Source organism: Curtobacterium pomorum, assembly GCF_044497295.1.
Classification (GTDB): domain Bacteria; phylum Actinomycetota; class Actinomycetes; order Actinomycetales; family Microbacteriaceae; genus Curtobacterium.
In genome coordinates this window covers 1,890,410-1,911,154 of sequence record NZ_CP172409.1, presented here as the reverse complement: position 1 = coordinate 1,911,154, position 20,745 = coordinate 1,890,410, and the positions used below count along the sequence as shown (strand labels likewise).

The window sequence follows — 20,745 nt, the reverse complement described above, 5'->3', positions numbered from 1 at the left end:
CACCGGGCCTCCCGTCTGTCTGTTGCCCGTCTCAGAACGCGCGGTTCCGCGCCCAGGCGGCGCCGCGGTAGCTGTTCGGCCCCCAGACACCGTCGATGGGGCCGCTGTAGCGGCCGTGGGCGGCTGCCCATCGCTGCAGTGCTGCCACGACGTCCTTGCTCTCGTACCCCCACGCGACCGGGGCCTGGTAGTACCCGCCCTTCGCGAGCTGGTTGGACGCGCCGATCCACGAGTTCGGCCCCATCACGCCGTCGATCGGGCCGGTGTACGTGGCCATGCTGCCGAGACACTGCAGCCGCTTGTAGAACACGGGACCGGGGACGCCGTCGGATTCGGTCGTGGTCGTCGGGACCGAAGCGCAGGCCGGACTGATCCGGGTCATCGCCGCCTCGGCCGTCGTCGTCTGTCCGACGACCCCGGCACCGGCCAGGGTCACGACGAGTGCTCCGACCAGGGCGAGTGTGCGCGTGTTGCGTTGCATGGGACCTCCTTTGTCCACTCCCAACATGTCACATGCACAACGCGACGTTCCGGAACTGGCAACAGTTGCCACCGCCCCCGGGAACGACGAAGGCCGGGCCCCCACGGGCCCGGCCTTCGTGAGCGTCACGCGATGCGCTTGAACGCCTTGTCGACGTAGCGGTCGACGGTGGCGCGCGCTTCGCGTGCGTAGCGGTCGATGGTCGCCGTCTGCTCCGGGTCCGGGGTGTACTCGCGGCCCAGCCGTGCGACGGCTGCGGCGAGGACACCGTCGGTCAGCTGCGGGTTGAGCGGCAGGATCGGGCCCTGGGTGTGCGTGCCGAAGGACGTGCCGACGATCGCACCCTCGACCGGGGCGCCCGCCTGGTTGCCGCCGCCGGACACGACGTCGGCGAAGGGAGTGACCCCGGCCGCGAGCTCGATGCTGGTGGCGTGGTCCTCGAACCCGGCGAGACGCTTCGGCGCTCCCGGGAGCAGCGGGTACCGGGTCTCGAGCACGAAGTAGTTCACGCGCCGCTCGGCACCGCGGACGGCGCGGGCGTCGAACACGCCGAACCCGGCGACCGGTGCGCCCTCGGTGGGGACGACCTCGTTCGTCGACAGGTCGAACCCGCCGCCGACCGCGATCACCGGCACCCCGTCGCTGACGAACGCACGGAGCGGGGCACCGATGCGCGTGACGTCGGCACCGAGTGACCGCATCGCGCTGAGCGGCCCGTTGCCGATCACGACGACGTCGGCCGCCGTGGGGAGCTCGTCGCCGGGCGCGTACTCGAGCACCTCGGTGTCGAGGCCGGCTGCAGCGGCACGGCGCACGAGGGCCGCGACGTTGCCACGGTCGCCCGAGACGCCCATCTGCCGGGGGTAGACGTGCAGGATGGTCAGCCGGTCGGCCGTCATGCGGTCTTCTCCATGTCCGGGTGGCCGAGGGCCTTGCGGGCGATCATCATGATCTCGTAGTTGACGATGAAGTTCTTCGTCCCGCTGGTCGTCGACCCGAGCTGCTCCATGTGCTTGATCGCGGCCTCGACGTCGGGCTCGACCCGACCGATGCGGACACCGGCGTGCTCGAGGGCGATCGCGATCTGCCAGGCCTTGTCACCGGAGACGACGTCGACGTGGTCGAGCTTCGAGAAGTCGATGTCGTAGATCCAGGAGATGTCCGGCGTGCCCTCGTCGATCGCCATGAGGACCTGCTCGGGGCGGTCCGGCAGCGCGTCGAGGTTGAGCTGGAGGCTCGCGGCGTTCTTGAACATCGTGAACTCGGCGGACTCGCCGGCGATCGGCAGTCGCTCCCCGCGGCCGTACGCCGGCTTCATCGTGCCGAAGGCCTTCGTGACGGCGTCGGCGCGGAACTGCGTGCCGAGTGCCGCGCTGGCAGTGGCCGTGGCTGCGGCGGCGTCGACCGCGTAGTGCAGGCCGCGGGCCGGCAACCGGACCGGGATCTCGGCGCCGTCGAAGCGGATCGTCGCACCGTCACCGGTGTTCACGACGACCTCGGCCTCGGCGGCGTTCGGCTGGGCGTCCTGCCGGTCGAAGTCGTCGGCGTTCTGCAGGCCGTTCGGCGCCGCGGCGACGACCTCGGCGCTCGCACCGAAGCGCAGCACGCGCTGGCCGGTCCGCGCCACGTAGGCGTCGAGGAACTGGTCGTCGCGGTTCGTGATGACGTTCGCCGTCGACAGTGCCGCGGTGTCGAGCATCATGTCGGCGACGCGTTCGGTCTCGAAGAACCGGTACAGCTGGTCGACCTGCACGTTGAGCATCGTCACCGTGGACGGCGACAGGATCCCGGCGAGTTCGACCGCGAAGGCCTCGTCGACCTCGAGGATGCCGATGTCCGCCTTCAGGCGACCGGTCAGCGAGACCTCGGACAGCAGCGCCGACGCGATGCCCTGCGGCAGGTTCGCGCCCGAGGGGTTGGTGAAGACACGGAGCCCGTGCGCCCGGACGATGTCCGAGATCATGTGCGTCGTCGTCGACTTGCCGTTCGACCCGAGCACGAAGACGACTCCGTTGGGGAACTGCTTCGTCACGTGCTGCAGGAAGTCGGGCACGAGCTTGAGCACGATGAAGCCGGGGTACGCGGATCCCCCGCCCCGCGCTCGCGCGAGGGCACGGAGGACCCGCCCGATCAGGATCGGGATGAAGAACCGCATCGGCCTACTCGAGGTAGTCGCGCAGCGACTGCGACCGCGAGGGGTGGCGGAGCTTCGCCATCGTCTTGGACTCGATCTGGCGGATGCGCTCACGCGTCACACCGAACGTGTCACCGATCTGGTCGAGGGTCTTCGGCTGGCCGTCACCGAGGCCGAAGCGCATGCGGATGACGCCCGCCTCGCGCTCGGACAGGGAGTCGAGCAGGCTCTCGAGCTGCTTCTGCAGCATCGTGAAGCCCACGGCGTCGGCCGGCACGACCGCCTCGGTGTCCTCGATGAGGTCACCGAACTCGGAGTCGCCGTCCTCGCCCAGGGGCGTGTGCAGGGAGATCGGCTCGCGGCCGTACTTCTGTACCTCGACGACCTTCTCCGGGGTCATGTCGAGCTCGCGGGCCAGCTCTTCCGGAGTGGGTTCGCGACCGAGGTCCTGCAGCATCTGGCGCTGGACGCGGGCGAGCTTGTTGATGACCTCGACCATGTGCACCGGGATGCGGATGGTCCGGGCCTGGTCGGCCATGGCGCGGGTGATCGCCTGGCGGATCCACCACGTCGCGTAGGTCGAGAACTTGAAGCCCTTGGTGTAGTCGAACTTCTCGACCGCACGGATGAGGCCCAGGTTGCCCTCCTGGATGAGGTCCAGGAACTGCATGCCACGGCCGGTGTAGCGCTTGGCGAGCGAGACCACGAGGCGGAGGTTCGCGCCCAGCAGGTGCGACTTCGCACGCTGACCGTCGCGGGCGACCCAGCGCAGCTCGCGCTCGGCCGGCTTGGTGAGGCCGGTCGAGTGCTGCAGCTTGTCCTCGGCGAACAGGCCGGCCTCGATGCGCATCGCGAGCTCGACCTCCTGCTCGGCGTTGAGCAGGGCGACCTTGCCGATCTGCTTGAGGTAGTCCTTCACCGGGTCGGCGGTCGCGCCCGTGATGGTCGTGGAGTAGACCGGCGCCTCGTCGTCGTCGGTCTGCGAGATGACGAGCGCGCCGGCAGCGACCGCAGCGGCGGCGTCGGGCTTGATCGCCTTGTCGTCGGTTTCCTCGACGTCCTCGGTCGGCTCGTCGGTGGCTTCGTTCGCCTCGTCGACGGGGTCGACCTTCTTCGCCTTCGGGGCGGCCTTCTTGGCCGGGGCCTTCTTGGCGGGGGCCTTGGTGGCGCGCTTCTTCGGCGCGTCGGTTCCCTCGGTGTCCGTGGCGTCCTCTGCCACAGCACCTTCGGGCTGAGTGTCCTTCGTGGGATCGATCGTCGTGCTCCGGGCAGCCATGCGATCACCTCTCTCGTCGTGCCACGTTCGTGGGGTCGTGGCCTCCCTCGCCGCCCAGGGCCCGAGCCGCAGTCCCCCGCGTCGTCGAGTCCTACCGTTCCGGGCAGCACTAAGACCCATGTCAAGTCCCCCGTGTCGATCGGCGCTCCGAAGTGCTCCGACAGGAAGGGGGTCCTGAGTGGGTCCGTGATCATTATTGCACGTGCCGCTTCCGCAGGCGCGCAACGAGTGCAACCCAGAGCGGTCCGACGCGTATTCCCTCCTCCGCGTGGAGCACTCGCCGTGTCCGGCGCCGAGCGTGCAGGAGCATCGCGACGCCGAACCCGACCACCAGGTACTGCACCGTGAGGGCCACCCGGAAGTTGTCCCAGGCGAAGACGGTCTCGCCGGTGACGCGGGACATCACGTCGAGCAGCAGCCCGATCAGGTACATCATCACGAACGCCGCCAGGAAGCCGCCGACGTTGACGACACCGTTCGCGGACCCCAGGGAACCGACCGGGTTGAACGTCCGGGCGAAGTCGAACCCGATCAGCGAACCGGGGCCGCCGATCCCCATCGCGACGACGAGCAGCACGAGCAGCCAGGTGGGCGGGTGGCCGGGCCAGAGCAGGATGGCGGTCCACACCACGGCGAGCAGCACGACGACCCCGAGCACGAGGTTCGAGCGGCGCATCGGGAACCGCGCGCACAACAGGCCCAGCACCGGTCCGGCGACGAAGCCCACGGCGACGATGATCGTCAGGAAGCCGGCGGCCTCGGCCGGGCTGTATCCGAGCCCACGGAGCATCGGGACCCCCCACAGCAGCGAGAACACCGTGCCGGAGGACTGCGTCACGTAGTGCGACCAGAAGCCGAGCTGCGTGCCAGGACGCCGCAGCGCGTGCCCGAAGGTCCGGAAGGCGGCGCCCCACGAGTGCGGCAGCGGGATCGTGCCGGTCCGGACGACGACCGGGCCGTTCCGGACGAAGACGAAGGCCAGGACGAGCCCGACGGCGCTCACCGCGGCGGCGACCCCGAACGCGGGAGTCCACCCTGCGGCGTGCAGGAGCACCGCGAACGGGAACGCCGACAGGATCTGGCCGATCTGCCCGAGGTTGCCCGTCCACTGCGAGATCTGCGGCAGGATCCGGCCGCTGAACCACATCGGCACCAGACGGATCACCGAGATGAAGGTCATCGCGTCGCCGGCACCCACGAGCACGCGTCCCGCGATCGCCGGGCCGATCGTCGGCGAGAAGGCCACCACGGCCTGCCCGACCACGAGCAACGCGGCGCCGAGCAGGACGAGCTTGCGCGGCCCCACCCGGTCGAGCGCGACACCCACCGGGATCTGGAGTCCGGCGTACACGGCGATCTGCACGACCGCGAGTGTGGAGAGCACCGCCGCCGACACGGCGAAACGGTCCTGCGCGTCGACGCCGGACACCCCGAGCGAGGACCGCTGGACGACCGCGAGGACGTAGGCGAGCACCGCGATGCCCCAGACCAGGAAGGCGCGACGGGAGTTCACCCCGACAGGGTACCGATCCGGCGGAGCCGGATACGCGACGGCTGTCGTCGAGGCTTGCGACGCCCTGGTCACGACCGGACAACGGACGGGAGGCGCGGTGCGGGCCCGCCACGGGCCTCCTGGCCGCCGTTCCGGACCGTCCAGGGCCCGACCCGGCTACTCGCCGCCGTCACCCTGGGTGCGACGATCCGCCAGGAAGCGCTCGAGCTCGGCCGCGATCGCGTCCGCGGTCGGTACCTCGCCGTCGACGTCCGTGAGCGGCGACGCGACCGGGTTGCCCTCCATGTACGTGTCGTGCCGCTCCTCGAGCACACCGACGAGTCGCTGCAGCTCGGCGTTGCCGGCGACCTGCTCCTCGACCCGGGTGAGGAACTCGCGACCCGCTTCGCGCAGGGCGTCCGTCGGGAAGATGAGACCGGTGGCCGCGGCGATGCCGGACAGTGCGGCGACGGCCGCGTCGGGGAACTCGGTGTCCGACAGGTAGTGCGGCACGAGGAGGACCAGACCGGTGACCTGCGAGCCGGTGGACGCGAGCCGGTGCTCGACCAGGTGCAGGACGTTCGCCGGCGCCTGCGTCTCGGGCTTCCAGACGCTCATCTGCTCGACGAGGTCGGCACGGGTGCCGGAGACGGTGAGGCTGATCGGCCGGGTGTGCGGGACGGGCATCGGGATCGACTGCACCCAGGTGGTGTCCGCGACCTGGAGCCGGGCGGCGAGGCCGGTGACGGCGTCCACGAACCGGTTCCACTGGAAGTCCGGCTCGTACCCGGACAGGAAGAGGAACGGCTGGCCGATCTCGTCGCGCACCAGGTGCAGCGCCAACCGGGGCGGCTCGACGGCGGCGATGTGGTCGTGCTCGAAGGTGATGACCGGCCGTCGGGCGCGCCAGTCGAGCAGGACGTCGGGGTCGAACTCGGCGACGAGCTGGGTGTCGAGGTCCTCGAGCACGGACGTCGTCACCTGGGCCACGGCCGAGCCGGCATCGGCGAAACCGGTGAGCCCGGCGACCAGGTGCAGTCCGGCCGGGACGGTCGGGGCGGCCTCGTCGAACGTGTAGAGCTCCTCGGGGTGGTTCACCGTCCCCATGCTAGGCGGGGCCACCGGCGCCCCCGCGCGGGACGACCACGCCGACAGCGAACAGCGCGCGGATAGGGTTGGCGCATGGTCCGACCGACGCTCTCCACCACCAGTTCCGCCCCCGAGACCACCACCGCCGACGTGCTCGTCGTCGGGGTCCGCCCCGGGTCGTCCACCGACGCCGCGCCGTCCGGCGACACCGCTGCCGGCGCGTCCCTCGCGCCGAGCGCCGCCGGTGTCGTCGAGGCACTCGCCGGGCTCGACCTCGCGGCGATCGGCGTCACGGGCGCCAAGGACCAGCTCGTCCGCCTGCCCGGCACCGGCGTGGCCGCGTCCTCGATCGCACTCATCGGTCTCGGGTCGGCCACCGGCGTCGCGGCGATCCGTGCCGCCGCCGGCAGCGCCGTCCGCCAGCTCCCGCAGGTCGCCTCGATCACCCTGGCCCTGCCGACCGACTCGGCCGAGCTCGTCGACGCCGCACTCGAGGGTGCCGCGCTGGGCGCCTACGCCTTCACCCGCCACAAGGGCGCCGGCACGACCACGCCGACGCGGGGTGACCAGCGCATCGAGGTCGTCGCGCCCGCCGACGTCGCCGCCGACGCGGCAGTCCGGCCCGCGATCGTCGCCGACGCCGCGTCGCTCGTCCGCGACCTGGTCAACACCGCCGCCGGCGACCTCGGGCCGCAGGACGTCGCCGACGTGGCGACCGGCCTCGCCGCGGACCTGCCGCTCACGGTCGAGGTCCTCGACGAGCAGGCGCTCGAGGAGCAGGGCTTCGGCGGCATCCTCGGTGTCGGCCGCGGTTCGGCCCGTCCCCCGCGCCTGGTCGTCGTCCGCTACGCGCCGGAGTCCGCCACGAAGCACCTCGCCCTCGTCGGCAAGGGCATCACGTTCGACTCGGGCGGGCTCTCGCTCAAGCCGGCGGCGTCGATGCTCGGCATGAAGACCGACATGACCGGCGCCGCCACCGTGCTCGCCGCGACCGTCGCCGCCGCGCGCCTCGGCCTCGACGTGCGCGTCACCGCCTGGCTCGCACTCGCCGAGAACATGCCCTCGGGCACGGCGACCCGCCCGGGAGACGTCCTCACGCTGAAGAACGGCAAGACGGTCGAGGTCACGAACACGGACGCCGAGGGCCGCCTGGTGCTCGGTGACGGCATGGCCGCCGCCTCGCTCGAGACGCCCGACGCGATCGTCGACGTGGCCACCCTGACCGGCGCGCAGGTCGTCGCGCTCGGCGACCGCACGACGGGCCTGATGGGCAGCGACGACCTCGTCGCGAAGGTCCGCGCCGTGGCCGAGGGCGTGTCGGAGCCGATCTGGCCGATGCCCCTGCCCGAGGAACTCGACGCGCGGCTCGCCAGCGACGTCGCCGACATGGTCAACGCCACGGTCGGCAACCCGGCCGGCGGCATGCTGCTCGCCGGCAAGTTCCTGGAGCGCTTCGTCGGCGAGGGCATCCCGTGGGCGCACCTCGACATCGCCGGCCCGTCCGAGCACAAGGGCGGCGGCTACGGGTGGCTCGGCAAGGGCGCGACGGGTGTGATGGTCCGCACGCTCATCGCACTCGCAGAAGACCTCCAGTCCGAGTAGTAGGTTTGGTACCGGTGGGACGGGGCATCGACGCGCCTCCCACCGGTACTGCACGGGACGGGACCGGAACCACGCGGTCCGACCGTCGGACGCCGCCCCCGCGGTGTCCACGTAGGGCCCGATCGGCCCGACACGCACGAGGGAGTTGCACCAGGTGACGGAACAGACTTACGACGTCGTGGTCCTCGGTGGCGGGAGCGGTGGCTACGCCGCTGCGCTCCGGGCCGCCGAACTCGGCATGAGCGTCGCGCTCATCGAGGGCGACAAGCTCGGAGGGACGTGCCTGCACCGTGGCTGCATCCCCACCAAGGCGCTGCTGCACGCGGCCGAGGTCGCCGACGCGACCCGCGACGCCGAGAAGTACGGCGTGATCGCGGAGTTCGCCGGTGTCGAGGTCCCGAAGGTCATCGAGTACCAGCAGGGCGTCATCACCTCGAAGTACAAGGGCCTGCAGGGCCTCATCAAGGCCCGCGGCATCACCGTCGTCGAGGGCTGGGGTCGACTCACGTCGCAGAACACCGTGCAGGTCGGCGACCAGAACATCGTCGGCAAGAACGTGGTGCTCGCGACCGGCTCCTACTCGAAGTCCCTCCCCGGGCTCGAGATCGGCGGGCGTGTCATCACGTCCGAGACCGCGCTGCGCATGGACTACGTGCCGAACAAGGTCGTCATCCTGGGTGGTGGCGTCATCGGCGTCGAGTTCGCCAGTGTCTGGAAGTCCTTCGGTGCCGAGGTCACGATCGTCGAGGCGCTCCCCCACCTCGTCCCCGCCGAGGACGAGTCCATGTCGAAGCAGCTCGAGCGCGCCTTCCGCAAGCGCGGCATCGAGTTCTCGCTGGGTGTCCGGTTCCAGGGCGTCGAGCAGCACGAGAACGGCGTCGTCGTCACGCTCGAGGACGGCAAGACCTTCGACGGCGACGTCCTGCTGGTCGCCGTCGGTCGCGGCCCGGTCACGCAGAACGTCGGCTTCGACGAGGTCGGCGTCGCCATGGACCGCGGCTTCGTCACCACGAACGAGCGCCTCGCCACCAACCTGCCGAACGTCTACGCGGTCGGCGACATCGTCCCCGGCCTGCAGCTCGCGCACCGCGGCTTCCAGCAGGGCATCTTCGTCGCCGAGGAGATCGCCGGGCTCAACCCGGTGGTCATCGAGGACAAGAACATCCCGAAGATCACGTACTCCGACCCCGAGGTCGCCTCCGTCGGCCTGTCGCAGGCGAAGGCCGAGGCCGAGTACGGCGCCGACAAGGTGGACTCGTACGAGTACAACCTGGCCGGCAACGGCAAGAGCCACATCATCGGCACGTCCGGTTCGGTCAAGGTCGTCCGTGTCGTCGACGGCCCCGTCGTCGGGGTCAGCATGATCGGCGCCCGCGTCGGCGAGCTCATCGGTGAAGCGCAGCTCGCCGTGAACTGGGAGGCGTACCCGGAGGACATCGCTCCGCTCGTGCACGCCCACCCGACGCAGAACGAAGCCCTTGGCGAGGCGTTCATGCACCTCGCGGGCAAGCCGCTGCACGCGCTGTGACCCGCACGAGTCCGCGCCCTGTGACAATGACATCAACAACAACTGCAACCCCCCGCGAAGAGGAGTCCACCCGATGAGCGAATCCGTCAGCCTCCCGGCGCTCGGCGAGAGCGTCACCGAGGGCACGGTGACCCGATGGCTGAAGAACGTCGGTGACCGGGTCGAGGTCGACGAGCCGCTGCTCGAGGTCTCGACCGACAAGGTCGACACCGAGATCCCGTCGCCCGTCGCCGGCGTCATCGAGGAGATCCTCGTCCAGGAGGACGAGACCGTCGAGGTCGGCACCGCCCTCGTGAAGATCGGTGATGGCTCGTCCGACTCCGGGTCGTCCGACTCCGGTTCGTCCGACGAGTCCTCGAACGAGGCCGCTGCCGAGGCAGAGGCCCCCGAGGCCGAGCCGAGCACCGAGCAGGAGTCCGAGACCCCCGCCCCGGAGCCCACCGAGCCCGAGCCGGCTCCGGCCGGACAGACGCAGCCCGCAGCCCCGCAGGCACCGTCCGCGCCGCCTGCCGCCGCCCCGGTTCCGCAGGCCGCCCCGGTCCCGCCGCCCGCCGCCGCCCCGGCTCCCCCGGCCGCGGTCCCCGCCCCCGCAGCACCGGCCGCAGCGCCCAGCGCGACGACCGCCGCCGCGGTGCCGAACCCGTCGCAGGACGGCGCAGCCTCCGGCTACGTCACGCCGCTCGTCCGCAAGCTCGCCAACGAGCAGGGCGTCGACCTGTCCACCGTCACCGGCTCCGGTGTCGGCGGGCGCATCCGGAAAGAGGACGTGCTCGCGGCCGTCGCGAAGGCCCCGGCCGCCGGTGGGGCAGCTGCACCCGCCGCCGCGTCCGGCCCGTTCGTCGCCGAGGTCTCGCCGCTGCGCGGCACCCGCGAGAAGATGACCCGCCTGCGCAAGGTCGTGGCCGAGCGTGCCGTGCAGTCGATGACCTCGACCGCACAGCTCACGAGCGTCGTCGAGGTGGACGTCACGAAGGTGGCGCAGTTCCGCGACGCCCACAAGGCGGAGTTCCTCGAGAAGACCGGTTCGAAGCTCTCCTTCATGCCGTTCTTCGCCCTGGCTGCCTCCGAGGCGCTCAAGGCCCACCCGAAGATCAACTCGACGGTCGAGGGTGACGAGATCGTCTACCCGGAGTCCGAGAACGTCTCCATCGCGGTGGACACCGAGCGTGGCCTGCTGACCCCGGTCATCAAGGACGCGGCGTCGCTCGACCTGGCGCAGTTCTCCAAGTCCATCGCGGACCTGGCGGAGCGCACCCGGAACAACCAGCTCAAGCCCGACGAGCTCGCCGGCGGCACGTTCACGCTGACGAACACCGGTTCGCGTGGCGCGCTGTTCGACACCCCCGTCGTGTTCCTGCCGCAGTCGGCGATCCTCGGTACCGGCATCGTCACGAAGCGTCCTGCGGTCGTGAAGGTCGACGGGCAGGAAGCGATCGCGATCCGTTCGTTCGTCTACCTCGCGCTGTCGTACGACCACCGGATCATCGACGGTGCGGACGCATCGCGGTACCTGGTCGCGGTGAAGAACCGCCTGGAAGAGGGCAACTTCGCCCCCAACCTCGGGTACTGACTCCCCGCAGCACGGCCGACGGCCCCGGTTCCCCTTCGTGGGGAGCCGGGGCCGTTCCCGTTCGTGGGGAGCCGGAGCGGTCCTCGTTCGTCGGCGGCCGCGGCGTCAGCCACCACCACCCGGCGGACCGGCACCGAGCGCGGAGACGGCCGCGACGACCGTGCCGATCGCGACGACGCCGCCGACCAGGGCGCGCCGGAGCGGCACGCGTCGCTCCACGCCGACGGGGATGCCGAGCTCGACGACCGCACGCAGCCGAGCCGCCACACCACCGGGATCGAGCGGCGGGTCGGCCTCCGCGAACACCAGGTCGGCCGGGGGTGGCGTCCACCGGAACGGCCGAGGCGGCGCAGCGCCCCGCACCGTGTGGAGGGCCGTGCTCACCGCGGTGCGGTCACCGTCCAGTGCCGCGACGAGTGCAGCGTCCACCTGGTCGCGCGACGGATCGCGCGGGTCCACCCGGTCCCAGACCACCCGCGCGGCGAGCACGAGGACGCGTGCGGCGTCGGTGCTGCCCGGGTCCGTGCCGTCGCGGACTGCCCCAGCCGGGTGGTCGCACAGCACGACGGCGCCGGCATCGTCGACCAGGACGTCGTCGATCCCGGCGACACCGAGCCGCAGCGCACCGTCCACCGCCGCGACGAGCAGCTCGAGCATCGGGACGCAGAGGGTCACCGCGACCCCGGTCGTCGGGGCGCCGAGCCGTTCGAGCGCAGCCGGGAGCGGCGTGCCGCACGGGCGGTCGAGCAGCACCACGAGTCCGCCGTCAACGGTCCGACCGACCGCCGAGACGGGGACCAGGTGGCGGTGCCCGGTGGCACACCGGTCCGCCACCCACGAGGCAGCTGCAGCGTCGTCGGCCTGCGCGACCCAGCGGTCGGTCCGGGCGCCGTGGGTGCCCTGGTCGGTGCTCGTGTCCATGGTGACGAGCGTGTCGGACGCGGGTCGGGCCTCCTGGCCGTCCGGCCCGACCTGTGGACAACGCGTGTTCGCGCACAGCCGGACCGGCTGCGGTCTCCCCAGGACCGCGGAGGCCGTATCCTGTCAGCATGGCACGCAGCACTTCCACAGACACGAAGGCGAAGGAGCCGGGGCGTCTCAAGCAGATGTTCCAGGTCTTCCAGATGACCCGGCGGGCCGATCCGTCGTCGGTCTGGTGGTTCGCCCTCGCATTCGTCGGCCCGGTCGTCCTCGGCATCGTGCTGGCCCTGGTGCTCCCCGGCCAGAACTGGCTCGCGATGATCCTGTGGATCGTCGCCGGTGTCCTGATGGGCGTGCTCCTCTTCCTGATCGTCCTCGGCCGGTTGGCCGAACGCGCCGCGTACTCCCAGATCGAGGGGCAGCCCGGCGCCGTCGGTGCGGTGCTCTCCAACTCGCTGCGTCGGCAGTGGCGCTCGAGCGAGATGCCCGTCGCCGTGCACGGCCGGTCGCAGTCCGCGGTCTACCGCGCGGTGGGCCGCCCCGGCGTCGTCCTCATCACCGAGGGCCAGCGCGGCAACCTGAAGCGGCAGCTCGACGAAGAGCGCCGCAAGGTGCAGCGCATCGTCCCGAACGTCGCGGTCCACGTGGTCAGCGTCGGTGACGGCGACGACACCATCACCCTGCACAAGCTCCCCCGTGCGATGAACAAGTTCAAGAAGTCGCTCAACCGCAACGAGGTCCTGGCGGTCGCGAACCGCCTCGACTCCCTGACGCAGAGCCCCGCGGCCGCGATCCCGAAGGGCATGGACCCCATGCGGGCCCGCGCCGGCCGGCCGCGCTGATCCGCCCCCGAAGCCGCACTGCAGAACGCCCCCGACCGTGCCAGGTCGGGGGCGTTCTGCGTGCGTGCAGCGGGTGGCACTGGCCGAGCGCACCGTGCGGCTTCGGTTACCTCGTGCGGGGTTGGCCGCTCGGTGCGAGCCTGTCGCGCTGCACCGGGCGGGCAACCTCCCACGTGCCGACGAACCTCGCACCGTGCGCCGCAGGACCCGGCCGCGCCCCGGCGACGAACCTCGCACCGTGCGCCCGCACCCCGCCACGCCCGCCGACTAACCTCGCACCGTGCGCCGCAGGACCCGGCCGCGCCCCCGCCGCCCGGGACGCCGGTCAGCGCCGGACCAGCACCGTCCCGGCGATGCGGTCGTGCGCGCCGCGACTGTCCCGGTCGATGATGAGCGCCGGCACCACCAGGCAGAGCAGGACGGTGCGGACGACCGGACGCCACACCCCCACGTAGCCCCCGCGCATCGGCACGACGCGCAGGCCGACGCAGATGTGCCCGAACGAGCCGGACAGCAGGCAGATGAAGAGCACCTGGAGCGCGGCGAAGATCGCCAGCTGCACCCACGAGTGCGCGATGTCCCCGGAACCGTTCACCGGCGACCAGACCCCGGTCACGTAGGCGATGAGGTCGGCGAGTGCTCCGTCGATCAGCAGGGCGACGATCCGCCGTCCGATCCGCCCGACGCTGCGGGGACCGTCCTCGGGCAGCCCCAGGTCCTTGCCCGGCCAGCCGTCCGGGTGCTCGGAGGGCGCGGACGGACTGGAGGAGCTGCTGGCCATGCGACAAGCGTAGGCGACCGGCCGCCCGTAACACGCCCGAAACAATCCAGTCACGTCCGGGAAACCCCGTGTCAATAGCCTCGTCGGAGGTGCCTTGATCGGTGCCTCCGACATCACCCAACCCATTGGAGATCGGCCCCATGTTCAGCGATTCCTCCGAGGTCCTGGCCTTCATCAAGGACACCGACGTCAAGTTCCTCGACATCCGATTCACGGACCTGCCGGGTGTGCAGCAGCACTTCAACATCCCCGCCTCGACCGTCGACGAGGACTTCTTCTCGGTCGGCCAGCTCTTCGACGGCTCCTCGATCCGTGGGTTCGCATCGATCCACGAGTCCGACATGCAGCTGATCCCCGATGTGACCACCGCGTACGTGGACCAGTTCCGCGCCGAGCGCACGCTCATCATGATCTTCGACATCTACAACCCGCGGAACGGCGAGATCTACGGCCGCGACCCGCGCCAGGTGGCGAAGAAGGCCGAGAAGTACCTCGCGTCGACGGGCATCGCGGACACCGCGTTCTTCGCCCCCGAGGCCGAGTTCTACATCTTCGACGACGTCCGCTACTCCGTCACCCAGAACGAGTCGTTCTACGCGGTCGACTCCGAAGAGGGCGCCTGGAACACCGGTCGTGACGAAGAGGGCGGCAACCTCGCCAACAAGACCCCGTACAAGGGTGGCTACTTCCCCGTGTCGCCGGTCGACAAGACCGCCGACCTGCGCGACGACATCACCCTCAAGCTGATCGACGCCGGCTTCGAGCTCGAGCGCTCGCACCACGAGGTGGGCACGGGCGGCCAGCAAGAGATCAACTACAAGTTCGACACGATGATCCACGCCGCGGACGACATCCTGAAGTTCAAGTACATCGTGAAGAACACCGCGGACCAGTGGGGCAAGGTCGCCACGTTCATGCCGAAGCCGCTCTTCGGCGACAACGGCTCGGGCATGCACACCCACCAGTCGCTCTGGTCGGAGGGCAAGCCGCTGTTCTACGACGAGAACGGCTACGGCGGCCTGTCGGACCTCGCTCGTTGGTACATCGGCGGTCTGCTGAAGCACGCTCCGGCGCTGCTCGCCTTCACGAACCCGTCGATCAACTCGTACCACCGCCTGGTCAAGGGCTTCGAGGCGCCGGTCAACCTGGTCTACTCGGCCGGTAACCGTTCGGCTGCGATCCGCATCCCGATCACGGGCACCAACCCGAAGGCCAAGCGCATCGAGTTCCGCGCACCGGACGCCTCGGGCAACCCGTACCTCGCCTTCGCCGCGCAGCTGATGGCCGGCCTCGACGGTATCCAGAACCGCATCGAGCCGCACGAGCCGGTCGACAAGGACCTCTACGAGCTCCCGCCCGAGGAAGCCAAGGGCATCCCCCAGGTCCCCGGCTCCCTCGACGAGGCGCTCGACTTCCTCGAGGCAGACCACGAGTTCCTCACGAAGGGCAACGTCTTCACCGAGGACCTCATCCAGACCTGGATCGACTACAAGCGCGAGAACGAGATCCTCCCGCTGGCCCAGCGCCCGCACCCGTTCGAGTACGAGCTGTACTTCGGCGTCTGATCGTCGCTGACACACGAAGGCCCCGCACCGTCAGGTGCGGGGCCTTCGTCTGTGCCGCGACAGCGACAGTGTGCTGCGAACCATTCACGGGATTCTGTCGCTTTCGCGAGACGATTCGGCCGGCTGGCGGTCGCGGCGCACGTTCCTTCCCATCGCACCCGGACTGGAAAGCGAGAACGGGCGTGCCTGGTCGGAAGTTCCGACCAGGTACGCCCGTTTCGGCACGGTACGCCCGTTCCGGCACGGCTCAGCGCGCACGGGAACGGGGCCCGTGCCGCCCGGCACGGACCCCGCTTCGCGAACGGTGACTACCGAGCCGTGGCCAACGAGTCGTTCGTCCCCGCTGCGACGCTCACGGGTGCACCCGTGACCGGCGTGGGCCGTCCCAGGGAACGGACGGTCCACCCCGCTTTGACCCAGTCGTGGACCGGGAGGCAGTTGCGCGCGTCGATCACGACGCGGCGACCGACGAGGTCACCGAGGGCGACCGGGTCGGCGGTGATGATCTCGTCCCACTCGGTGAGCACCAGGACGACGTCGGCGCCCTCGATCGCGTCCGTCATCGACGCGGCGTAGCTCAGCGTCGGGAACGAGCGCTTCGCGGGTTCCATCGCCTCGGGGTCCCAGAGGGTGACCTGGGCGCCGCGCAGGTGCAGCGCAGCGGCGACGTTGAGCGCCGGGGAGTCCCGCACGTCGTCGGTGAGGGGCTTGAACGCGGCGCCGATCACGGCCACGCGACGGTTCAGCACCGATCCCCCGGCCGAGTCGATCGCCATGTCGATGACCCGCTGACGCTGGCCCATGTTGATCTCGTCGACCTGCTGCATGAGCCCGACGACCTGGCCCGCGCCGATCTCGTTCGCGCGGTGCATGAGGGCCCGGATGTCCTTCGGCAGGCAGCCGCCGCCGAAGCCGAGGCCGGCGTTCAGGAACTTCCGGCCGATGCGGGCGTCGTGCCCGAGGGCGTCGGCGAGCGTCGACACGTCGGCGCCGGTGATCGCGCACATCTCCGAGATCGCGTTGATGAACGAGATCTTCGTGGCGAGGAACGCGTTGGCGCTCACCTTGACGAGCTCGGCCGTCGCCAGGTCGGTGGTGATGACCGGGGTGCCCTCGCTGATGGGTGCGGCGTAGACCTCGCGGATGACGGCGTCGGCGGCCTCCGACGCGCCGCCCCAGACAAGGCGGTCCGGGTGCAGGGTGTCCTCGACGGCCTTGCCCTCGCGGAGGAACTCCGGGTTCCAGATGAGCTCGGCGTCGATCCCCGAGGGCGTGAACTCGCGGACGATGCCGCGCAGCCGCGCTGCGGTGCCGACCGGGACCGTCGACTTGCCGACGATGAGGCCCGGGTGGGTCAGGTTCTCGGCGACGCCGCGGGTGGCGCTCTCGACGTACGCCAGGTTGGCGGCGTGCGAGCCGGCCTTCTGCGGGGTGCCGACGCAGACGAAGTGGACGTCCGCGGCGGCGACGGCCGACGCGATGTCGGCGGTGAACCGGAGCTTGCCGCTCGCGACGTGCTTCGTGATGAGCTCGGGCAGCCCGGGTTCGAAGAACGGGACCTCGCCGGCGGACAGTGCGGCAAGCTTCGCCGGGTCGACGTCCACGCCGATGGTCTCGAAGCCCATCTCGGCCATGGCGGCCGCGTGGGTGGCACCGAGGTAGCCGGTGCCGATGACGCTGATGACGGGTGCGGGACGGGTGTCGGCCTGGTCGGGCGACTTCTTGGACGCGGTCATGGCGTGACCTCCTGCAGGTCGTAGTCGATGTCGTTGCGCTTGATGCCCTCGGCGAAGGCCGCCAGGGAGTCGGCTCGTGAGTTGAGCCGCCAGTCGTTCGTGGTGCGTGTGCCGTCGACGATCGTGGTCGCGGTCTCGCTGAAGTACGCGAAGCCGATGATGTCCGAGTTGGCGGGGTCGGCCAGGGCGTCGAAGAGCGAGTCGATCCACTGGGTCTTCTGCGGGTTCGAGACGCTGCCCCCGGTCTCGGTGGCCCCGATCTCGTTGAGCACGATGCCCTTGCCCGGCGCGACCTGCCGGATCTGGGCGAGCGTCGCGCCGAACGTGTTCTCGAAGGTCGGCTGCTCGGTGGCGTCACGGTAGTAGCCGCTCATGCCGACCCAGTCGACGTACTCGGCGCCCGGGTAGTAGTTCTGCATGTACTCGAGCGTCTGGTACTTCGCGTTGCCGAGCTTGTCGATGCGCGACGGCGACCAGTCCCAGATGGCGTACTGGTTCGCCCCGTTGGCCTGGAAGACGTTCCAGACGTGCTGCCACATCGCGGTGTACGAGCCGGCGGCGTTCTGCTGCTTCGCCGATTCGGACCAGTTGTACCACTGACCGTTCATCTCGTGGTCGAACCGGATGACGAGCGGCTGGCCGTTGGCCGCCAGCGCCTTGGCGTACTGCGTCAGGTAGGCGTCGAACTTGCCGGAGATGACGTCCTCGTTGGTGTAGCCCTCGACGTACGGCTGGTCGTTGCCCGTCTTGGCGGGTACCGACTCCCACGTCATCATCGGCAGACGCCCGTTCGCCCACGAGCGCTGGACGGCGTTCTGGTTGAAGTCCTGGTCGAAGCCCTGGAAGAAGCCGACCATGTTCGTCGCCTTCCCGACCTCTTGCGAGACCTGGTCGTACTCGGACCAGTTGAACGGGGACTGCGCCGTGTACAGGCCGTACCAGCGGGACTGCTGCGCGAGGATGTCCGCCTTGGTCGGGACCGCCACGGGCGTGGTGCCCGGGTCGGTCGACGGGCCGGGGTTCGGGTTGGTGACCCCACCGGAGCCGCCGCCGGAACCGCCGGACCCGCCGCCCGAGCCGCTCCCGCTGCCCGAGCCGGAGCCGGACCCGTTGTCGGACACACCGGACCCGCCGGACCCGCCGGACCCGCCGGACACACCGGACCCACCGGACCCGCCGGTCCCGGAACCCGAGCCGGAGCCCGAGGTGCCGGCCCCGTTCGCGCCGGAACCCGAAGCGTTGACGGAGGACGAGCCTCCCGAGCCCTTCGCGGAACCGAGCTGGGACTGGAGCGACGCGATCTGCGCCTTGAGCTGCGTGATCTGGTCGCCGCGCGACCCGGCCTGGGCCGTGCGGGAGTCGAGCTTGCCCTCGAGCGCCCAGATGCGGTCCTGGGCGGCGTCGAGCTGCGTCTGCAGCTCGGCGGCGGACACCTTCTTGGCCTTCGGGGCGGTGACCCCGAGCGCCTGGTGGACGGCGGTGGAGACGGGGCCGGCCGGGGAGACCCAGACCGACCAGGTGATGAGGGCGAGGGCGAGGACGATGGCGGTCGTGCCGACGGCCGTCCAGCGGGCGTGCTTGCTCGACTGCGCCCACCAGGTACTCGAGGAGCGGATGATGTCAGACAATGAGGAACGCCTCCAGGGCGAAGATCGCGAAGCCGATGCAGTACGGGATCGCGGCGTACGGGTTGTACCGGCGGGCCTTCACGGGGGCGGTCCGTGGGGCCGCGGGCTGCTGGTCGGCGAACGCCGCTGCTGCCTCGCGCCGGGTCGCGAGCACGGTCGCGGTGGAGTTGGTCGTGGCGTCGGCGCCGAAGAGCTCGTCGAATGCGCGGTCCACGGCCACCTGCTCGTGCGCGGCGCCGGACGGTGTGCCCTGCAGCTGGACGAATCCGTCGAGCGCCTGGGCGCGGTCCGCCGCGTCGATCGGGCTGAACGGGATCTGCGTGCCAGGGGTGGTCGGCTGGACGCTCTCGGCGGGGTCCTCCTGCATCGGACCGCCGGCGTAGGCGCCGGCCCGGGTCCCCCAGCCGGACGCGTGCGCCAGGCGGAAGAAGCCGATGAGCCGGATCGGCATCAGGAAGAACGTCGACACGATGATGAACATCGGCAGGCGGAAGAAGTCGCTCGGCTTCTCGGCCAGGTGGCGCATCTGCCGGATGGCCATGCTGAGCACCGACGACACGACCATCAGTGCGGCGACGTAGACGAAGCCGGTCGAGAAGCCGTACTGCGACAGGATGCCCTGGTACAGGTTCTCGCCCTGCCCGGTGAATGCCCGGTAGACCCAGCCGGCGATGACGCCGAAGAGCATGAACGGCAGGATGATGTCGGTGATGAAGAACGCCGCCAGCACCGGGGCGTGGCCGAGCATCCACGGCAGCATGCGGAGCGTGTTGTACTGCGAGCCGCGGGCCCAGCGGAGCTGCTGCTTGAACAGCTTCTTCACCTGCAGCGGGGCGTCCGTGTAGACCAGCGAGGTGTACTGGTAGACGGTCCGGTACCCCTCCTTGAGCGTGAGGTTCGTGAGCGTGCGGTCGTCGGAGACCTCGAGGAAGACGCCCATGAACTTCTCGTGCATGAACTTGTCCATGACCCGGACGAGGATGTTCCGTCGGAACGCGATCGTGCGCCCGGGCAGGCAGCCGATCTGCCCGAGGACGCTCTGCGCGGGCATCGAGTAGAGCGCCCGGGAGTTCTCGAGCCAGTCGGCCCAGCGCGTGATCCAGCTGCGCTCGGGCTCGAGGATGCGCTGCCGGGTCGTGACGCCGCCGACGGACTCGTCGGCGAAGGGCTTGAGGAGTTCCTCGAGCGCGCCGGGGGTCCAGACGGTGTCCGAGTCGACGAGCACCGTGATGTCGCCGTTGGACATCTCGGTGCCGACCTTGACGGCGTTGCGCTTGCCCGGGATGGGCGTGTGGGTCCAGCGGACGAGCGGGGCGAACTCGTCGCAGACGGCTTCGAGCGCCTCGTTGCGGGCGCCGTTGATGACGACGATGATCTCGCCGGGTCGCTGCTCGACCATGCGACCGATGACGTCGCGGAACAGGTCGAGCGGTTCGTCCACGACGGGGACGACGACGCTGGTGGTACCGACGAAGGTGCCGGTGAACGGGCGGTAGCGGGCGGAGATGACGACCTTGACCAACCAGAGCAACCAGATCACCGCGGAGTACACGGCGAACAGGTAGAACTCGGGGTGGCCTTCGACCATCTGCCTGATCTGCAGAATGAAGGTGAACACTGATCCCTGCTTCAACGTTCGAGGTGGAGATTCCGCGACGTTGGGGAATCAGGGTCGGTTCGGGTGATGCCATTGACGCAGAAACCTGAACCCCCGCGCAACGCGACCCCCGTCCGGGGGCGTTTCGAACGCGTTACGGGGTACACACTTGTCCCCATCTCCGCCGGGACCGGTGGTCCCCCCTCGTGCTGACAGCACTCCTGCGGACCGGGTCCACCCGATCGGTCACCCTGGTACGCGACGCGTGATGCCGGGAGGCGCGGATCGCCGCCCCGGGAAACCCCTGTTCAGGGCGTGGTCACCGGGCGAGTCGGCGCGCACCTTCGGCAGGTCGGCCGGCAGCCCGATGCAGGGTGGTCACGACGCGGTAACGACCGGCCCACCGACGCCGCTCGGGGTACAGTCCGAAACGAACGGGGGACGGTGCGCGACACGGGGAATTAACCTCCGACGTCCCGTCACCTTCGGCTCCGGGGAGCATG

16 protein-coding genes are annotated in these 20,745 nt (G+C 70.3%); 5 read left to right on the top strand and 11 right to left on the bottom strand.

Annotated elements, in window-relative coordinates:
* Positions 1-31: 31 nt before the first annotated feature.
* The 6 genes from ACGH48_RS09165 to ACGH48_RS09140 all read right to left on the bottom strand — a co-directional run bounded on the left by ACGH48_RS09165 (position 32) and on the right by ACGH48_RS09140 (position 6,490).
* Positions 32-481, bottom strand: a complete 450-nt coding sequence (locus ACGH48_RS09165; RefSeq protein WP_396291085.1) for a hypothetical protein — start codon at positions 479-481, stop codon at positions 32-34.
* 125 nt (positions 482-606) lie between these two features.
* Positions 607-1,380 (bottom strand): type 1 glutamine amidotransferase, encoded by a 774-nt coding sequence (locus tag ACGH48_RS09160; RefSeq protein ID WP_396291084.1) that lies wholly within the window; start codon positions 1,378-1,380, stop codon positions 607-609.
* Complete coding sequence (locus ACGH48_RS09155) at positions 1,377-2,636, bottom strand: MurT ligase domain-containing protein (RefSeq protein WP_396291083.1); 1,260 nt, start codon at positions 2,634-2,636, stop codon at positions 1,377-1,379. Before ACGH48_RS09155 ends, ACGH48_RS09160 begins: the two co-directional genes overlap by 4 nt.
* Positions 2,637-2,640: 4 nt before the next feature.
* Entirely contained in the window at positions 2,641-3,891 is a 1,251-nt protein-coding gene (locus tag ACGH48_RS09150) for an RNA polymerase sigma factor (protein WP_123312773.1), read from the bottom strand.
* Positions 3,892-4,084: 193 nt separating this feature from the next.
* Positions 4,085-5,404, bottom strand: a complete 1,320-nt coding sequence (locus ACGH48_RS09145) for a nitrate/nitrite transporter (protein WP_123312774.1) — start codon at positions 5,402-5,404, stop codon at positions 4,085-4,087.
* A 156-nt stretch (positions 5,405-5,560) separates the two neighbouring features.
* On the bottom strand, positions 5,561-6,490 hold the full coding sequence (locus ACGH48_RS09140) for a proteasome assembly chaperone family protein (RefSeq protein WP_123312775.1): 930 nt from the start codon (positions 6,488-6,490) through the stop codon (positions 5,561-5,563).
* Positions 6,491-6,565: 75 nt separating this feature from the next.
* Here ACGH48_RS09140 and ACGH48_RS09135 point away from each other — a divergent pair, with 75 nt between their 5' ends.
* From ACGH48_RS09135 to sucB, 3 genes are all read left to right on the top strand, one after another.
* Complete coding sequence (locus tag ACGH48_RS09135; RefSeq protein ID WP_396291082.1) at positions 6,566-8,074, top strand: leucyl aminopeptidase; 1,509 nt, start codon at positions 6,566-6,568, stop codon at positions 8,072-8,074.
* Between the two features lie 154 nt (positions 8,075-8,228).
* Positions 8,229-9,602 carry a dihydrolipoyl dehydrogenase gene (gene lpdA / locus ACGH48_RS09130; protein ID WP_111086393.1) on the top strand — a complete coding sequence of 458 codons (1,374 nt, stop codon included), beginning with the start codon at positions 8,229-8,231 and terminating at the stop codon, positions 9,600-9,602.
* 73 nt (positions 9,603-9,675) lie between these two features.
* Positions 9,676-11,172: a 2-oxoglutarate dehydrogenase, E2 component, dihydrolipoamide succinyltransferase gene (gene sucB, locus ACGH48_RS09125; protein WP_396291081.1), complete on the top strand. Its 1,497-nt coding sequence runs from the start codon at positions 9,676-9,678 to the stop codon at positions 11,170-11,172.
* Between the two features lie 105 nt (positions 11,173-11,277).
* Here sucB and ACGH48_RS09120 read toward each other — a convergent pair whose 3' ends face one another.
* Complete coding sequence (locus ACGH48_RS09120) at positions 11,278-12,093, bottom strand: hypothetical protein (protein WP_396291080.1); 816 nt, start codon at positions 12,091-12,093, stop codon at positions 11,278-11,280.
* Between the two features lie 128 nt (positions 12,094-12,221).
* On the opposite strand from ACGH48_RS09120, the gene ACGH48_RS09115 reads away from it, so the two are divergent.
* The gene (locus ACGH48_RS09115; RefSeq protein WP_123312779.1) at positions 12,222-12,935 is read left to right on the top strand and encodes a DUF4191 domain-containing protein; all 714 of its coding nucleotides are present in this window, start codon (positions 12,222-12,224) and stop codon (positions 12,933-12,935) included.
* 325 nt (positions 12,936-13,260) lie between these two features.
* On the opposite strand, the gene ACGH48_RS09110 is transcribed toward ACGH48_RS09115, so the two are convergent.
* A complete protein-coding gene (locus ACGH48_RS09110; RefSeq protein ID WP_396291079.1) occupies positions 13,261-13,716 on the bottom strand; it encodes an RDD family protein in 456 nt (151 codons plus the stop codon).
* Between the two features lie 140 nt (positions 13,717-13,856).
* On the opposite strand from ACGH48_RS09110, the gene glnA reads away from it, so the two are divergent.
* On the top strand, positions 13,857-15,281 hold the full coding sequence (glnA, locus tag ACGH48_RS09105; RefSeq protein ID WP_396291078.1) for a type I glutamate--ammonia ligase: 1,425 nt from the start codon (positions 13,857-13,859) through the stop codon (positions 15,279-15,281).
* Positions 15,282-15,589: 308 nt separating this feature from the next.
* On the opposite strand, the gene ACGH48_RS09100 is transcribed toward glnA, so the two are convergent.
* From ACGH48_RS09100 to ACGH48_RS09090, 3 genes are read right to left on the bottom strand one after another with little or no spacing between them, the layout of a single operon-like run.
* Positions 15,590-17,017, bottom strand: coding sequence for a UDP-glucose/GDP-mannose dehydrogenase family protein (locus ACGH48_RS09100; RefSeq protein WP_123312782.1), 1,428 nt, complete (start codon positions 17,015-17,017; stop codon positions 15,590-15,592).
* Complete coding sequence (locus tag ACGH48_RS09095; protein WP_396291077.1) at positions 17,014-18,645, bottom strand: glycosyl hydrolase; 1,632 nt, start codon at positions 18,643-18,645, stop codon at positions 17,014-17,016. The genes ACGH48_RS09100 and ACGH48_RS09095 overlap by 4 nt, the downstream gene beginning before the upstream one ends.
* The gene (locus ACGH48_RS09090) at positions 18,638-20,263 is read right to left on the bottom strand and encodes a glycosyltransferase family 2 protein (RefSeq protein WP_123312784.1); all 1,626 of its coding nucleotides are present in this window, start codon (positions 20,261-20,263) and stop codon (positions 18,638-18,640) included. Before ACGH48_RS09090 ends, ACGH48_RS09095 begins: the two co-directional genes overlap by 8 nt.
* Positions 20,264-20,745 lie beyond the last annotated feature (482 nt).

Coding starts and splice junctions, on each gene's coding strand:
- ACGH48_RS09110 (WP_396291079.1), bottom strand. CDS start 13,716: ATGGCCAGCAGCTCCTCCAGTCCGTCCGCGCCCTCCGAGCACCCGGAC.
- sucB (WP_396291081.1), top strand. CDS start 9,676: ATGAGCGAATCCGTCAGCCTCCCGGCGCTCGGCGAGAGCGTCACCGAG.
- ACGH48_RS09135 (WP_396291082.1), top strand. CDS start 6,566: ATGGTCCGACCGACGCTCTCCACCACCAGTTCCGCCCCCGAGACCACC.
- ACGH48_RS09140 (WP_123312775.1), bottom strand. CDS start 6,490: ATGGGGACGGTGAACCACCCCGAGGAGCTCTACACGTTCGACGAGGCC.
- ACGH48_RS09155 (WP_396291083.1), bottom strand. CDS start 2,636: ATGCGGTTCTTCATCCCGATCCTGATCGGGCGGGTCCTCCGTGCCCTC.
- ACGH48_RS09150 (WP_123312773.1), bottom strand. CDS start 3,891: ATGGCTGCCCGGAGCACGACGATCGATCCCACGAAGGACACTCAGCCC.
- ACGH48_RS09160 (WP_396291084.1), bottom strand. CDS start 1,380: ATGACGGCCGACCGGCTGACCATCCTGCACGTCTACCCCCGGCAGATG.
- ACGH48_RS09100 (WP_123312782.1), bottom strand. CDS start 17,017: ATGACCGCGTCCAAGAAGTCGCCCGACCAGGCCGACACCCGTCCCGCA.
- ACGH48_RS09165 (WP_396291085.1), bottom strand. CDS start 481: ATGCAACGCAACACGCGCACACTCGCCCTGGTCGGAGCACTCGTCGTG.
- glnA (WP_396291078.1), top strand. CDS start 13,857: ATGTTCAGCGATTCCTCCGAGGTCCTGGCCTTCATCAAGGACACCGAC.
- ACGH48_RS09115 (WP_123312779.1), top strand. CDS start 12,222: ATGGCACGCAGCACTTCCACAGACACGAAGGCGAAGGAGCCGGGGCGT.
- ACGH48_RS09120 (WP_396291080.1), bottom strand. CDS start 12,093: ATGGACACGAGCACCGACCAGGGCACCCACGGCGCCCGGACCGACCGC.